The 14,373-nt window shown below is 44.2% G+C and carries 13 protein-coding genes; 2 read left to right on the plus strand and 11 right to left on the minus strand.

Features of this window, described 5'->3' with window-relative positions; translation table 11 throughout:
* Positions 1-128: 128 nt before the first annotated feature.
* The 9 genes from MKY01_RS22005 to MKY01_RS22045 all read right to left on the minus strand — a co-directional run bounded on the left by MKY01_RS22005 (position 129) and on the right by MKY01_RS22045 (position 8,683).
* Positions 129-938 carry a nitroreductase family protein gene (locus MKY01_RS22005; RefSeq protein ID WP_124115993.1) on the minus strand — a complete coding sequence of 270 codons (810 nt, stop codon included), beginning with the start codon at positions 936-938 and terminating at the stop codon, positions 129-131.
* Positions 931-1,794: an McbB family protein gene (locus MKY01_RS22010; protein ID WP_127545273.1), complete on the minus strand. Its 864-nt coding sequence runs from the start codon at positions 1,792-1,794 to the stop codon at positions 931-933. The genes MKY01_RS22005 and MKY01_RS22010 overlap by 8 nt, the downstream gene beginning before the upstream one ends.
* A 76-nt stretch (positions 1,795-1,870) precedes the next feature.
* Positions 1,871-1,999 carry a hypothetical protein gene (locus MKY01_RS22015; RefSeq protein ID WP_276314444.1) on the minus strand — a complete coding sequence of 43 codons (129 nt, stop codon included), beginning with the start codon at positions 1,997-1,999 and terminating at the stop codon, positions 1,871-1,873.
* A gap of 1,833 nt (positions 2,000-3,832) precedes the next feature.
* Positions 3,833-5,074: a tRNA uracil 4-sulfurtransferase ThiI gene (gene thiI, locus MKY01_RS22020; protein WP_339287224.1), complete on the minus strand. Its 1,242-nt coding sequence runs from the start codon at positions 5,072-5,074 to the stop codon at positions 3,833-3,835.
* A gap of 5 nt (positions 5,075-5,079) precedes the next feature.
* Positions 5,080-6,228, minus strand: coding sequence for a cysteine desulfurase family protein (locus MKY01_RS22025; RefSeq protein WP_339283518.1), 1,149 nt, complete (start codon positions 6,226-6,228; stop codon positions 5,080-5,082).
* A gap of 172 nt (positions 6,229-6,400) precedes the next feature.
* Positions 6,401-7,153 carry a lytic transglycosylase domain-containing protein gene (locus tag MKY01_RS22030; protein ID WP_339283520.1) on the minus strand — a complete coding sequence of 251 codons (753 nt, stop codon included), beginning with the start codon at positions 7,151-7,153 and terminating at the stop codon, positions 6,401-6,403.
* A gap of 190 nt (positions 7,154-7,343) precedes the next feature.
* Positions 7,344-7,685 carry a hypothetical protein gene (locus tag MKY01_RS22035; protein WP_235193989.1) on the minus strand — a complete coding sequence of 114 codons (342 nt, stop codon included), beginning with the start codon at positions 7,683-7,685 and terminating at the stop codon, positions 7,344-7,346.
* Positions 7,686-7,792: 107 nt separating this feature from the next.
* Positions 7,793-8,011, minus strand: coding sequence for a DUF1540 domain-containing protein (locus MKY01_RS22040; RefSeq protein WP_074095869.1), 219 nt, complete (start codon positions 8,009-8,011; stop codon positions 7,793-7,795).
* A gap of 165 nt (positions 8,012-8,176) precedes the next feature.
* Positions 8,177-8,683, minus strand: coding sequence for a YpuI family protein (locus tag MKY01_RS22045; protein ID WP_017687263.1), 507 nt, complete (start codon positions 8,681-8,683; stop codon positions 8,177-8,179).
* Positions 8,684-8,966: 283 nt separating this feature from the next.
* Between MKY01_RS22045 and MKY01_RS22050 the strand changes: the two genes are divergently transcribed.
* Positions 8,967-10,841, plus strand: coding sequence for a S8 family peptidase (locus MKY01_RS22050; protein ID WP_127545263.1), 1,875 nt, complete (start codon positions 8,967-8,969; stop codon positions 10,839-10,841).
* A 102-nt stretch (positions 10,842-10,943) separates the two neighbouring features.
* Here MKY01_RS22050 and MKY01_RS22055 read toward each other — a convergent pair whose 3' ends face one another.
* Together MKY01_RS22055 and MKY01_RS22060 are read right to left on the minus strand one after the other, a co-directional pair.
* Complete coding sequence (locus MKY01_RS22055; protein WP_036615016.1) at positions 10,944-11,201, minus strand: hypothetical protein; 258 nt, start codon at positions 11,199-11,201, stop codon at positions 10,944-10,946.
* A gap of 86 nt (positions 11,202-11,287) precedes the next feature.
* A complete protein-coding gene (locus MKY01_RS22060; protein ID WP_036615019.1) occupies positions 11,288-12,808 on the minus strand; it encodes a PLP-dependent aminotransferase family protein in 1,521 nt (506 codons plus the stop codon).
* Positions 12,809-12,915: 107 nt separating this feature from the next.
* Between MKY01_RS22060 and MKY01_RS22065 the strand changes: the two genes are divergently transcribed.
* Positions 12,916-14,145 (plus strand): PLP-dependent aminotransferase family protein, encoded by a 1,230-nt coding sequence (locus MKY01_RS22065; protein ID WP_036615022.1) that lies wholly within the window; start codon positions 12,916-12,918, stop codon positions 14,143-14,145.
* Positions 14,146-14,373 lie beyond the last annotated feature (228 nt).

Here is a 14,373-nt window from a genome sequence, read left to right on the forward strand (position 1 = left end):
CCCTATTGGTCCCATGTAACCTTCTTCATCAACATAGTTCCCAATAACAGAGTTAGATGTGTACACAGGAAAATTCGAAAATATCTTACTCTTTAAATTAAAATGAATTCCTCTACTTCGGTCAAATATCATAAATATTTACCAAACCACTGTGTTAACGCAATCGGGGCGATTCGAGGGTTTATTCCCAATATACTGCCCAAAGCATTATCATTGAAACCTGATATTAAGCAATCCCCCAAATGATCTTGTTTTTCAATAGCCACTCGAAAACTTTGAGCCATAAGACCAACCTCAATCAATGCATGTCTGTAGCCCCTCGTACGATATTTGGTGATGGCCCTTCTGATATCTACGGAATAACAAAGAAATACATCTGAAAGATTCTCGCCATAGATATTCTTGCTAATGTTCAAAATTTCTTCTTCGTTTAAATTTTTAATAAGCAGAAGTTCAGTTTTTTGTGAATCAAACGCATACACTCCTGGTAAGAGTTTTTCAACTGCATTTTCACTAATTATCACCAAAATGGGTATGACTGGATAAAGTGCTCCAGCAGAAGGAAATGGTTTGGTTTGGTATCCATCTGCAAATCCAAATGCAGTATGTAATATTTCACCAATCGTTTGGTAAGCTAAAGGCGTAGCCTTATCGAAAATCCGTTTGGTATTCCCTTCAGTTTTGGTGTCTTTTTTCACATCAAATTTATATTTCTCTTGATAATATTCGGGTAATATATCGTTACACTGAACTAAACCTATCCATTCATTGAGACGGGCTTCTACCTCAAAATCACCTACATTCTGCCAAGTGGTTTGTTGATGAAATTTCAAAACAGATGACATTGCTGTTTTATTTTGTAAACTTTCTTCTAAATATTCTGCTGTAAATGTGCGAGCAAGGTCATCAAGTCGACTATTGGATTGATTATCATTCATAGCAATTACACAACTCCCAATGTAGTGAAGTATCACGAGTTTTTCTGAAATTCTGAAGATCAACCAGTGTACACACCGTTATTTCCTCCCTGTGTAACTTAGTGACACTAAAGTCACCAATATAATCTCTTGTCTTATTAACCAGATTACTGATGATATTTAATTTTTGAATACTGGTGAGAGGCATTTGAACTTCGAAAGCTTCATTTTCTTTATAAATTAGATCGATCATATTCTGGTAAGTCATATCCTGTTCCGCATCTTCCACTAGTCCACTTGATTCAATATGACCAATGTGACACGAATGACAAGGTACCTTCCACTCAGGGGAGTATAAACAGTCCATGTAGAAGTTGCCATGGTATACATAACCAAACAGTAACTTTGAGTTTGATTCTTTAGCTTGTCTAGATACTAATTCTTTTCCTTTTTTTTTGCTGTATGGACTCATTAAAACTACAGTAAGCTCATTTTGAGTAGTTGGAGGCAAAGAATCTAATTCATAAAATTCAACAGGTACTTTTGAGAGATACTCTTCACTGAGATAGTGATGAATAGTTTGACCCGTTTCAATATCATTACTCGCTATCACGATTTTTTCAACGAAGACTGTCTTATCTTTCATTGGGATCAGGATATAATATTGCATTAAGAATTCAATTGCTTCGTCTGCCAATTCTTTGAATAACTCTTCAAGTTCCTCAGTGCCAATATATTCTTTTTGATTAATATCCCAATCCATTAATACTTGTTTCATCAATTCATCATTTACTGAAACTATACTTTGTTGATTTTGGATTACAATTTCACCATTCTCAATTTGAAACATAAGATATTTTGATATTCTGTAGTTCATCACCAAACCTCGATTCAATTAAAATATTGTCTCTGATAGCCTTATGCTATCAGAGACATTTTCTCAACCAAATTAATTACATATTAAAACTTAACTTTATTAGCTGAGCCACAACCACAAGTTGCAGTACAACCACTGCATTTAGAACCTGTTGGAGGCGACGTTTTGATACACGCTCCGCTGCAGCCGCCCATACAACCACCACCACAACCTCCTCCTGCACCTGATTCATATTTAGTTCTAATATTTGCACCTTGCCCAAAACGACTCACGCCTCTGTCATTACCGAAAATTGTTCTACCTTTAGCTTGATTTGACATATAACTACCCACTTTCAAAATTATTGAATTGCCTTAGTTAATATATATCCTAATTTTACCCATGTCAATATTTAACTCAACTTTCACACCTAGAATATTAAGCACACTTTCTGGTTGTTAGAAGATTTAAATATAGCGGTTTCAATTTACAAAAAATACCTCTCTGGTTTGGTATCATGGAAGGACCACCAACCATGCCAACAAGAAAGACGACCTAATTATACAAAATTCCATGTCTGAACAGTCCCGTTTCTCTATATTTATAGCTATACTTCTGATAGGGACAACCTTGAGAAATCAGAAATTCCCAAATCATTCACTCTCTCAAAGTTTAGCCATTTTTCGAATGGTATTCTCGTTATTTTTTGAAGGAAAGAGCTTGTTCCGCCTTCTGAAAGGTAAACGCTTAGCCAATCCTCAGGTAAAGATGTTGTCTATCTATTCTTGAAAACTGACTCCCATAAATGAAATGTTTAATATCCCATCCCATTTAAGTAGACACTAAAAAACCTTCAAGTTATCATGGGAGTTCAAGTGACACTTAGAGGGATACTTTTATGGCGAAAAAGTGCAAACATTTAAAACTTAAATTGAGAATTCAATTTGATTGTAGTTAGATCATATGTCAAAGGTTCTTCAAGACACAAGGTGGTTGCTGAACGCGAGGGGATGCCAAACTGTTCACAATTGAAGGTGTGAATGAAAAAGTGGAAAAACGGGAAAGCGTTCGAGGAGGGAAAAAAAGTCTCCAGAAACCACTAAAGAGACATCCCCGTACAAGCTTTGGCAGCATAATTGTAGAGCGAAATTATCTTTACAAAACGATAGTTTGGTTACCCACGCATGACAAAGGCGTTGTAAGAAGCTGGTCTGAACGTCAATAACAAGAAAGTATATGAATCATGCGGTAACCATCGATCCATTCGTTGATTCGCAAGAATCGAAAGAAGTCCAACTATACGCCATCTCTTAGCTATCAAAATCGTCTAAAGTGTAAATTTCATGCCACACCACCTCAGTAAAAAAAGTTACATTTTTTTGGAATTTATCTAAACGGAACGATGTTCAGCTCGTACTAGATACGGTGGGACAATGGACAAAAAAAAGAGACAGTTCGAAAGCCGTACTCCTTTCGAATCAGGCCTTACAGTATACTTCTCAGGATACAACTCACGATTAGATCCATTTGACGTCAAGGGCACTCACTCTGGCAAAGCAATCTTCCTGTATAACGAATGCATCGAATCCTTCTTTTTGCATTTCAATTTCAAGAATGAAAAGCTGTACCTTAACCAGGGTAATTCAGAAGTTGGGATTCGATAAGCGGCGGAAGATTACATTTACAATTACAACTACCCACGCTTTCAAGCCAAACCCAAACAGTGCGCACCGATTGAATATTGATGCGCACTGGCGGCATAGCTTTTACATCTTTGTCTTGACAAGAGCATAACCAAAATAGAGATTTTTTTCCTTTTACATCCTGAAAGAATTTTTCTCATCTCTAGGATCGACGAACAATATAACATTATTTCCCTTTCCAACGCTTCCCTGTAGAATATCGCCTCTGATCTGACTTACTTGGATCAATTAACGTGTTCATTCCGCATTTGCCCTTTTAATACCTTATTACGATACTTAATTACCCAGAATGCATGAAACTTGATGCCTTGTATCACATGGCTTTTCTTTTGGTATCTTTTCAATCATAAATTTTATTAGAACCATTCTTCTTTGATTTCATGATCTTTCTTTTGATCTGCAATAATGCCTGAATCACCAGCATGTAGCACAATTGTTTCAGTTTGTTCCACCGCTTGATCTACCCATTCTGACAGATGGCTCATTGTTGATTCAATTTTATCCACAATCCGAAGATTTGGATTGGTTGAAGGTGACTTTGGCACAAAGAGAGTACAGCAATCCTCATATGGCAAAATAGATATGTCATACGTTCCGATCTGTTTAGACAGGGTAATGATCTCCTGTTTATCCATCATAACCAGTGGTCGCAAAAGTGGCAGATCCGTCGCACGACCAATGACATTCATACTCGGAAGAGTCTGACTCGCTACTTGGCCCAGGCTATCCCCGGTGATCAGTGCGAGTGCCCGCTCACGCTCGGCAAGTTTGGATGCAATTCGCAGCATTGAACGTCGCATCAGCGTAATAATCAGATTATCCTGACCCAGCTGGGTAAATGCCGTTTGGATCTCCGTAAATGGAACCAGATGCAGCTTGATTGTTCCCGCATGATCAGCAAGGGCACGTGCTAAATCAATGACTTTCTCTTTGGCGCGCTCGCTTGTGAACGGGTAACTGTAAAAATGTACACATTCCACTTCAAGTCCACGGCGCATGGAAGACCAGGCTGCAACCGGGCTGTCTATTCCACCTGATAGCAGTACCATTGCTTTGCCATTCGTGCCCAGCGGAAACCCGCCTACTGCCGGAATGGTTTCGTTGAAAATATAGGTACCCTGATCCCGAATTTCCACTCGCAGTTCAATATCAGGTTGACGAACATCAACACTTAATTGCTGAAACTTCCGAAGGATCGGGGAACCGACCAAATGGTTCATTTCATGGGAGGAGTTCGGGAACTCCTTCCACACCCGCCTTACATTCACCTTGAATGTGGTGCCTTCTTTGAATTCGTCCTCCCTTTCGTCCATAAACGCGACTGCTGTTTTCACAATCTCATCAAGCTCGGATGGAGTAACTTTAACCGGACTAATCGACATCACACCGAATACCCGCTTCAGCACCTTAATCAGTTCAGTATGTGATTCACCGCCAAGATCCACATAGACACGGCCATATTCTTTGCGAAGGCTCGCTCCTGGATAAGGTTTAAGCAAAGCTTTCACCTGTGTAATGATCGTTTTCTCAAATCGGGCACGATTTTTCCCTTTTAACATAAACTCTCCGAAACGGAGAAGCAGCATATCATATTTCATATCCATTACATCCGCCTTTCGAGGGGCCGCAACTGCGCCACCATCTGATGTAAAGCCTGTTCAAGCAAGGCTACATCTTCTTCTGTATGTTCATCTCCAAGACTAATACGCAATCCGCCACCAGCACAAGCTGCATCTCTGCCCATCGCAAGCAATGCCCGACTCGGTTCAGCCGAGCGCGAAGAACAGGCAGATTGGGTCGATATGGTTACGCCAAGTTGCTCCAAGGTGTGCAGCGCCACTTCTGCCTTCATCCCGGGATAGGAGAAGTGTACAATATGAGGTGCACCCTCTGGGCTACTGTTCAATTCAAATTCAGGAATAACACGTATTGTTTCCATCAATCGATCACGGAGCACCGTTGTACGCCGGGCAAAATCAACCTGATCTTCTGCTGCCATTCGCATGGCCTTTGCCATGCCTACCAGCAAGGCTACGTTTTCTGTGCCTGCTCTTAGGCCCTGCTCCTGTGACCCCCCTGACATTAGTGGCGTAAGCTCCACTCCACTTCGCACATACAGGAGACCTACTCCCTTCGGCCCACGAATCTTGTGAGCAGACAGACTGTACAGATCTGCACCCCAAGCGTCAGGTGTAACCTTTATTTTTCCAAAGCCCTGAACACCATCCACATGGAAAAGCACCCGTGGTGCTTTCTTTTTGAGCTGTTTGCCGATTTCTGCAATCGGATGGATGGCTCCAGTTTCATTATTTACATGCATCAGACTCACTAGCACCGTGTCGGGCCTGATCGCGTCTACAACCTGCTGAGCGTTGACCACTCCATCGGAATTCACAGGAACTAATGTCACTTCCCATCCCCACTGCTGCAATTGCATAAAACTTTCGTACACCGAGGCATGCTCGGTAGCTGTTGTAATGATGTGTCTGCCTCGTGACTGATAACGTAATGCCGCTCCTTTTATCGCGAGATTATTACTCTCGGTTGCACCGGAAGTAAATATAATCTCCTCAGGCTTAACGCCGATTGCCGCAGCACATCCGGATCGAGCACGACGCAACAACTGATCGGCACGCTCTCCATACCCATGGATGGAGGACGGATTACCGAATTGTGTCTCCATAATTTCGGCCATCGTACGAATCACATCAGGATGGGGAGGTGTGGTTGCAGCATAATCAAAATATTTCAAATGAGGTTAGACCTCCCTTATCTCTTCGTTCTTGAACCTACAGTGAGCATTGTAACACGATACCCATACAACACAAAAAGACCAACCGGGAACAGGCGTTTCAAGCGCTTCTGCTCCCACATTTGATCTCATCCTGCCTACCATGTGTTTTCACAAATGTCTATTTGTGAGTTTAGATCACATATTTCGACTGTGCCTTCTCCACCTTGGAGATATAATTCTGTGTTTCTGAAGGCAGACGGTTAAGTACACTCATCAGTTCGCTATCACTCGACACGCCCAGACGTGAAACACGGCCCGGTCCTGCATTATACGCAGCAAGTGCCATCTTCACTTCTCCACCGAAACGCTGGAGCTGAAGGGAAAGATACTTCGTACCCGCATCAATGTTCTGGGCAGGATCAAATGAATTACTCACACCCAGCCCTGCAGCCGTGCCATCCATTAATTGCATAAGCCCTTTGGCACCGGCAGAGGACACCACATTTGGGTTAAAATTGGACTCTGTGTCAATGACGGCCTTGATCAATGATTCAGGAACACCGTATTTGGCACTTGCCTCGGCAATCAAAGATTCATAATCCGTAGGTACAGATGCACCTGAATCCACGATTCCTGTATTGGATGAAGATAATAAAGACTCAACGATGTTATTGGAGACAGAGGACGATCTTGCCGTATTTATATCCGGATTGTACGTGCTTCCGAGTTGCAGCCACAACAGACCATCACTGGATCTTTTGGAGACCGTAGCGGTGGAATCTGTATTGATCGTCGTATTGGCACCCGTACCTAACAGCCCGTCCATCACATTGGCGAAATCCACTGTTGAACCAGCATCCGATGGTGATCCACTGGTTTGGTTATTCACATTGGACAATTGCAGTTCCAACAACTGTCGCGATCCGCTTGGATCAATCTGCATGAGTTATACCCACTCCCGTATAATTAAGCGTATTATGACCTTATTCTACATCGTTTTACAGCAAGGTTCCATTGTTTTCAAAAAAATATATGAATCTCTCCACATAACCTGCGCATATACGAAAAAAACCTTCTGTAATTCACCACATTTGGGTGAGAACAGAAGGCTTTTGAATGAATCATTTTACACGTTAGCGAGCGAATGGAATCATGAAAAAATAACTCAGCGTAGCTACAACACCCAGTCCAATGGACCAGGCTCCCGCTGTCTTACGACCATTCACATAGGCATAGTAACCCAGTACGGCTGCGGCCGGTCCAAGTACGATTGACCACATAAACAAAGACGCGATCCCGAAGGCAAGTCCCATGTAACCCGCAACCTTGCCTGTTGATTCCATGACCCGGTCTGCCTCATGCTTCTCAGGTACAGGCTCTGCCCGTTCGGTACCTCCAGTTCTTACGACAGTCGGAGGAGCGACCTCTGCCCCGTATTCTTCCCGATGTGCTTTTCTGGGATAATCGACGCGCATACGCTGTTTTTCACCGTCAACATTGATTTTAGGGCGATCCTGCAAATTAAACTTATTATCGTCATTTTTCATTGGGAAGCACCTCCGTTATGAATAGGGATGACTGCTCACTTGGGTTTGAACGTGTGACAGCATGTTGCAGAGGATGTGCGTGCATGATCATGGTGATCGGAGTCAAATGTCTCACCGGCAAATTCCTCATGCAGACGACGGGTGGCATGTTGGTCGATGTCAATCATGATGGCATCAGCGTGGCAGAAGTTGTTCTCTCCCCAAAAGTTGCAGTTGGAGACGCTGCATTTGACAATTGGTTTGTCTTGGCTCATTTTTTATCACCTCGACTACTATTGTCTCCCCGTCACAAACCTGATATTCCCCGTCAAAATGCCAGATGATGACATGATCACACCTCGTCTGATTCTCACTAAGAACACAAAAAAACCGCCACAAGGGCGGTTTCGTCCAATTTCATATTCAGGTTTAAACGTTAATTAGGCGTGATTCCGTTGATTTTGCATACGGCGCTGAGTCAGGTAATCACTTTCATAATACGCCAGATCATCGCGCAATTCTTCGTACGTTTTGGAAACCTCAAGAATGACATCCCGTACTGCACGGATTGGCTTGTCACGGAAACGAATGGCATCTTGTCCTGTGTAAGCGTATCTTCCGTCTTCGGAATAACATTCATTTTTGGGATAGAAAAAGCTGTTTACGCATTGGTGATACGTATTATAAAGAGCCTTTTCGGCAAAATCGACATCAAAGTTGGCACGACGCAGCACAACGCCAAGTTTTTCGTAAGAAACTTCAGAAAAAACGAGCAAATGACGGAGATCTGAAAGAAATCCTTTGTAGAAGGCTGTTGATTCTTCCGTCTGATTCTGATCCAGTTCAGGCAAAGCATTCTCATTCAAAAAATTTTCAATCCGATCGATAGCCGGTTTTAACTTTTCCCTAGTTGACTCACATGTTTTCTGTACATTGGCTGCTGACATAAAGGTAGCTCCCCCTTAAATAAGTCCTTACATATAGGTCGGCCAACGGTGGTTTTCCCCTGACCTTTGAATTCTCAGCTATAATCCTACCATAAAAAGATGACGAGCGGTATCCCTTAATCATGCTTTCCGCTTCTGCCGTTAAACATGCCTATTATACGCAGTTAGACTCGAACTCGCCTGCATAAAAATATCCGCTTTTTCTAACGATAGTTATAACCAGTGACAACGACGAAGCACTGTTAATGATTGTCCAAAATGAACGAAGGAGGTTCCATCCACCATGTCCAGACCGAAATGGATTAACTGGGCCCTTGCAGCTGGTGCAGGAGCACTCGCCCTGACGCTTTTGCTCCCAACATCCAATCGTCCCGAACCTAAGCCAAGTGCCCTGTCCGACTCTGCTCATGAGGAGCACACGAGTAAGCATCGTCTGAAAGTGCAGGATGTCAAAGCAACCGATCTTCTGACCCGTATGGATGCCAAGCAACATCTCAGTATCATGCTGGAGAAAACCGCCACAATGAATGCTACTCAGGTTAGCCGATATGTGAATGATCTCCAAAGTTCACATGAACATATCAGATCCATTCATCTGATGAATACCAATGGCTCATTTAACAAGCCCTTTGATCACGCCTCCACACAAGGAAGCAAGTTGGAACAACAGAAGCTTCAACATTCGCTCAACCTTGCCAAAAAAGCGGTAAACAAACGTCAAAGTTTTGAATCCTCTTCTTTTCCTTTGGGAAAAGAAAAATACTTTGTTATGGGGCAACCCTCCAAAGATGGCAAAAGAGCTGTAATTGCCTTGTTCAGTCAGAACGTATTAAATGCTGTTGAACAACATCAGCGCAAAAATCTGCGCATGATCCCTTATCCGCGTGAGGGTAAATTCAAAATTGAGTCTGTTCACCCGGATACGCTTAACGAAATCACAGTGAAAACTGGACATGATAATGCCAATGCCAGTCATTTTTATGAAAATGAAATCGTCATCCGTTTTCGCCAAGATCCCGGTGAACGGGATATGCGTATCATTAAATCCGATCTGAGAGCGCAATCTGCGCGCAAGCTGGGATACACGTATGTTTTTCGGTCAGAACACATGAGTTACAAACAATTGCATAGTTATTTCGAAAGCAAATGGAATCCACTCTATATGGAGCCCCACTATATGTATTTAACCAATGATACTGTAACTGAACAAACAGATGTAACGATACCCAATGACATTTTGTTCTCCGATTATCAGTGGAACCTGCCTGCGATTGAGACAAACAGAGGTTGGAATATTACCAAGGGAAACAAAGATGTCATCGTAGCAGTAGTTGATACGGGGGTTGATATGAATCACCCTGACCTGAAGGGCAAGCTCCTTGAAGGTTATAATGTGGTCGAGCCCGGAAGCCAACCTATGGATGATGTGGGACATGGGACACACGTTGCAGGCATTATCGGCGCTATTGTCAACAATAATGAAGGCGTGGCAGGCATGAGCTGGTATAACAAGGTACTACCCGTTAAAGTACTCGACAACTCAGGTTCTGGTACCACGTATGCCGTTGCCGAAGGCATCATCTGGGCAGCCGATCATGGAGCCAAAGTTATCAACATGAGTCTGGGCAATTATGCTGATGCGCAATTTCTTCATGATGCCATTAAATACGCTTTTGACCGGGATATCGTCCTGATTGCAGCCACGGGAAATGATAATACAGAGCGTCCAGGATACCCTGCTGCTTATCCGGAAGTATTTGCCGTATCTGCTACGGACCCGGATATGAGCAAAGCTTCCTATTCCAACTACGGAGACTATGTAGATGTGATGGCCCCGGGGTCCAGTATCGCCAGTACCTATCCAAACAATCAGTATGCGGCCTTGTCTGGAACGTCCATGGCTAGCCCTCATGTAGCCGCACTTGCAGGTTTGATTCGTTCGTTAAACCCGGACTTGACCAACACGGAAGTGATGGATTTGATGCGCCAAAGTGTTATTGACCTCGGTGATCCGGGTCACGACAAGTATTTCGGCTATGGTCAAATCGATGTCTATAAGGCACTGCAAGCCGCATCAGGCAACAGCGCTCCTTTGCAGTTCTGGCCGCAACATGTCAGACAACAAATGGATAATACGATGAAAAAGTATACGCAGTAAGCGTAATGAGGATAATCTGTAAAAAATACAAAAGCAGCTGCGCCCCGGGGCGTACGCTGCTCTTTTTGGTTTATATCCAATTCCCCGGGGCACCCGCTGCGATTAGCGTTTGCGAGAAGTTGTGCGGGCTTTGCTTGATTTTTTCACGGATTTTTTCTTCGGATTATGGCTGGATACATAGCAAGGGTCTTCTTCTTTGACAACAACAGGATACATGTGGTGATGAATCGGAACACAGTGATGTTTTTTGATCACTTCAATCGGGTGGATTACAGGCACGATTTGTGGGATGTAATAATCCTCAACAACCTGGATCGGGTCACAGACAATCGGGCAAAGCGGTGGACAGTAATGGTTCATTTCAAAACCAACTCCCTTTCTGGTGATACTATAACCTATTGCAACAGATCGAAAGTGGATTGGATGTATGTCCATAGTCCGAAAAATTATATGAGCGGTAGCCTGTCCGCCACTGTCCCACCCTGCCCAGGTGTTACTCTGTCAATGACTTGGCACAGTACACGAAGTCCTTCACACAAAAGCTCAACGTTTGTTACAGTGAAGCAGATACGCAGACTTGGTGTATCCATCTCCCCTACATAACAGGCGGAACCGGGGAGGAAAGAGACCCCTGCAGCAAGTGACTGATGATGCAACTCACGCATATCCAAGTTACTCGGAAGTTGGAGCCACAGATTGAGTCCTCCCTCTGGCAAGCGCCATTGCATGCCCATAGTAGCATGCTCTTCCAGCACTTCAGATGCTGCACATAAGCGAGAATACAATTCATCCCTCAATCGGGATACATAGGCACCGTACTGATTCTGAATGAAAGATTGCAGTGCCTTTTGTGTAAGCAGCGGACTCCCCAGATCCGCCGTAGATTTCGCGGCCACAAGCCGGGTCAATACACTTCCGTCTGCGATGGCGCAGGCTATACGGCAACCGGGAGACAACACCTTGCTGAAGCTTTTGATATATACGACATGACCTGTCCCATCCATCGATTTAATTGAGGCCGGGGGAGGGTCCCGAAAATAAAGATCTGCAAACGGATCGTCCTCCAGAATGAGGCAGTGGTAACTTTGCGCGAGATTAAGAAGTTGTGCTCGTCTTCTTGCGCTCATCGTGATACCTGTTGGATTGTGATAGGTCGGGATCGTATAGATCAGCTTGGGTGGATAGGTATCACATAATCGGGTCAACAGATCAATACGCATGCCTTCGTCATCCATCGGGACCGTAATGATCTTCGCGCCTCTACTCGTAAATACATCAATGGCTCCGGTATAGCTTGGTGCCTCCATGTATACAACATCCCCAGGTCCGACAAAAGTTCGTGCCACAAGATCGATCCCCTGCTGAGCACCACTTGTAATTAACATGCGTTCAGGTGCAGCCTGTAGTCCACGCTCGGCAAAGTGTTCGGCCAAGATCTGTCTAAGCTCCCGATCCCCCTGAAAAGATCCGTAAGCTGCCATACGCTCTGTATGATCAGAGGAGAGTCGGTAGGCGCTGTCGATAATCTCTCGTGTAGGCAACAGTTCAGGCTGAATCGCTGACATATGAAGTTCATACCGCACTTGAGGTGACGTATCAAAATGTCTCCAGAGCTGGGCTCGCGGTAAATAATCCACCAGTGCCATCTGCCAATTCCATGACGTACTGGATTCACTGTTGGCATTGTTTCGTTGCGTTCGGTCCACATCCTCCATCTGATCCACGTTCAATGTACCTCTCACATAACAACCTTTCCCCTGGGAGCAGGTGATCAATTGAATCGCTTCAAGTTCAGCATACGCTTTGGATACAGTGACCAGGCTGACACCCAAATCCGCGGTCATTTTGCGAACAGAAGGAAGTCGGGTTCCGGGTTCAATGAGTCCTGATCTGATGCGATCGGCAATCGTTAGCGCAATCTGCACGTACAATTTGGTACTGCTTCCCCGCTTTAATTCAATATGCATATGTGCTCCCCCAACTGTTATGATCTTCATTTTACTGTTATAGTGTAGTCCGTCTATTATAGTTTATAATATCAGTATAACAGTGAATAACAGGAGATGAGAATAACATGAGTATCCCTTGGTCCAAAATGGCACAAAACACCCCGTCCTCTGTCGTTCGCGACATGCTCCAGGCCGCTCAGGCACCTGGAATGATCTCTCTAGCCGGTGGATTACCAGCCCAGACTTCATTCCCGCTGGAAGCCATACGCGTTGCATATGAAAAAGTATTTATGAGCGGAGCAGCCGCTCTTCAATATGCGGAGACTGAGGGTTACCGTCCTCTTCGCGCCAAAATCGCCGAACGTCTTGAATCCAAGGGCATTCCCGCTTCACCCGATCACATGCTTCTCACTACGGGTTCACAGCAATCCATTGACTTGGTTTGCCGCATCCTTCTCGACCCAGGTGACCGCGTATTGGTTGAATCACCAACCTACCTCGCTGCTCTGCAAGTCATTCATTCCTATCAGGCTGAATCTCACGGCGTAGCCTGTGATGATCACGGCATGTTGCCTGAATCTCTGGAGGAACAGCTCCAGTTGCATCGTCCAAAACTTGTCTATATTAATCCCACGTTCTCCAATCCTACGGGAAAAGTATGGTCGCGAGAAAGAAGACAGCAGGCTGTGGATCTGTGCCGCAAGTATGGTGTACTCATTCTGGAAGATGATCCCTATGGTGAAATTCGGTTTAATCCGGAGCAATTGGATGTCCCTGCTCTCGCAGAACTGGATGCAGTATCCTATGACGGCCCTTCCAACGTTATCTACACCAGTACATTCTCCAAAACGGTAGCACCTGGCCTTCGTACGGGCTGGATACTGGCTGCCCCCGATATTGTCAAAATGGCAGCACGAGCCAAACAAGGTGCTGACTTGCACTCCAGCAGCATTGACCAAAGAGCGCTTCATGCACTACTTGAATCTTTCGATCTGGATGCGCATATCCGCCATATTTCAGAGGATTACGAACAACGCATGAAAACACTGACTACTCTTATGGCAGCCAAAGCTTGGGAAGGTATCTCGTGGAATTCACCTCAAGGTGGCATGTTCTTGTGGCTGCAATTGCCTGAAGGCATGCTTGCAAGCAATCTGTTCACTTATGGAATCCAGGAGAAAGTGTGCATTGTCCCTGGTGATTCCTTCTATGCAGGCACACCAGAGTTAAACCGCATGCGGATCAACTTTACTCATACGGACCCTGAGCTCCTTCCGGAAGCCGTGGAAAGAATGGATCGCGCCATCCAACGTTGGCATGCTTCCTTAACATCGGACAGTGTTGTTACACTGTAATGAACTGTCATAAACGTTTGACTATTCCATTAGCATATGAAGATTAATAACTTGATATGAGAAACAAAAATAAGGCGGCAGGCCCGAGAATATCGGAACTGCCGCCTTATTTTTATAGAACCTGTTATCAACAGGAGTTAAGTTTTTTTAGATGTTCATGGGTCCTTCTGATCAGTCAGGCCATCGGATAATTCATACGAGTTGTCCTCGACTGATAGGTGGACTACA

The sequence above is a fragment of the Paenibacillus sp. FSL R5-0486 genome (assembly GCF_037975155.1).
Lineage (GTDB): Bacteria > Bacillota > Bacilli > Paenibacillales > Paenibacillaceae > Paenibacillus > Paenibacillus amylolyticus.

What these genes read in the sequence shown, in the direction of transcription:
- MKY01_RS22055 (WP_036615016.1), bottom strand. Translation starts at nt 11,201, where the DNA reads ATGAACCATTACTGTCCACCGCTTTGCCCGATTGTCTGTGACCCGATC.
- MKY01_RS22045 (WP_017687263.1), bottom strand. Translation starts at nt 8,683, where the DNA reads ATGTCAGCAGCCAATGTACAGAAAACATGTGAGTCAACTAGGGAAAAG.
- MKY01_RS22035 (WP_235193989.1), bottom strand. Translation starts at nt 7,685, where the DNA reads ATGCGCGTCGATTATCCCAGAAAAGCACATCGGGAAGAATACGGGGCA.
- MKY01_RS22030 (WP_339283520.1), bottom strand. Translation starts at nt 7,153, where the DNA reads ATGCAGATTGATCCAAGCGGATCGCGACAGTTGTTGGAACTGCAATTG.
- MKY01_RS22060 (WP_036615019.1), bottom strand. Translation starts at nt 12,808, where the DNA reads ATGCATATTGAATTAAAGCGGGGAAGCAGTACCAAATTGTACGTGCAG.
- MKY01_RS22050 (WP_127545263.1), top strand. Translation starts at nt 8,967, where the DNA reads ATGTCCAGACCGAAATGGATTAACTGGGCCCTTGCAGCTGGTGCAGGA.
- MKY01_RS22040 (WP_074095869.1), bottom strand. Translation starts at nt 8,011, where the DNA reads ATGAGCCAAGACAAACCAATTGTCAAATGCAGCGTCTCCAACTGCAAC.
- MKY01_RS22010 (WP_127545273.1), bottom strand. Translation starts at nt 1,794, where the DNA reads ATGAACTACAGAATATCAAAATATCTTATGTTTCAAATTGAGAATGGT.
- MKY01_RS22005 (WP_124115993.1), bottom strand. Translation starts at nt 938, where the DNA reads ATGAATGATAATCAATCCAATAGTCGACTTGATGACCTTGCTCGCACA.
- MKY01_RS22065 (WP_036615022.1), top strand. Translation starts at nt 12,916, where the DNA reads ATGAGTATCCCTTGGTCCAAAATGGCACAAAACACCCCGTCCTCTGTC.
- thiI (WP_339287224.1), bottom strand. Translation starts at nt 5,074, where the DNA reads ATGAAATATGATATGCTGCTTCTCCGTTTCGGAGAGTTTATGTTAAAA.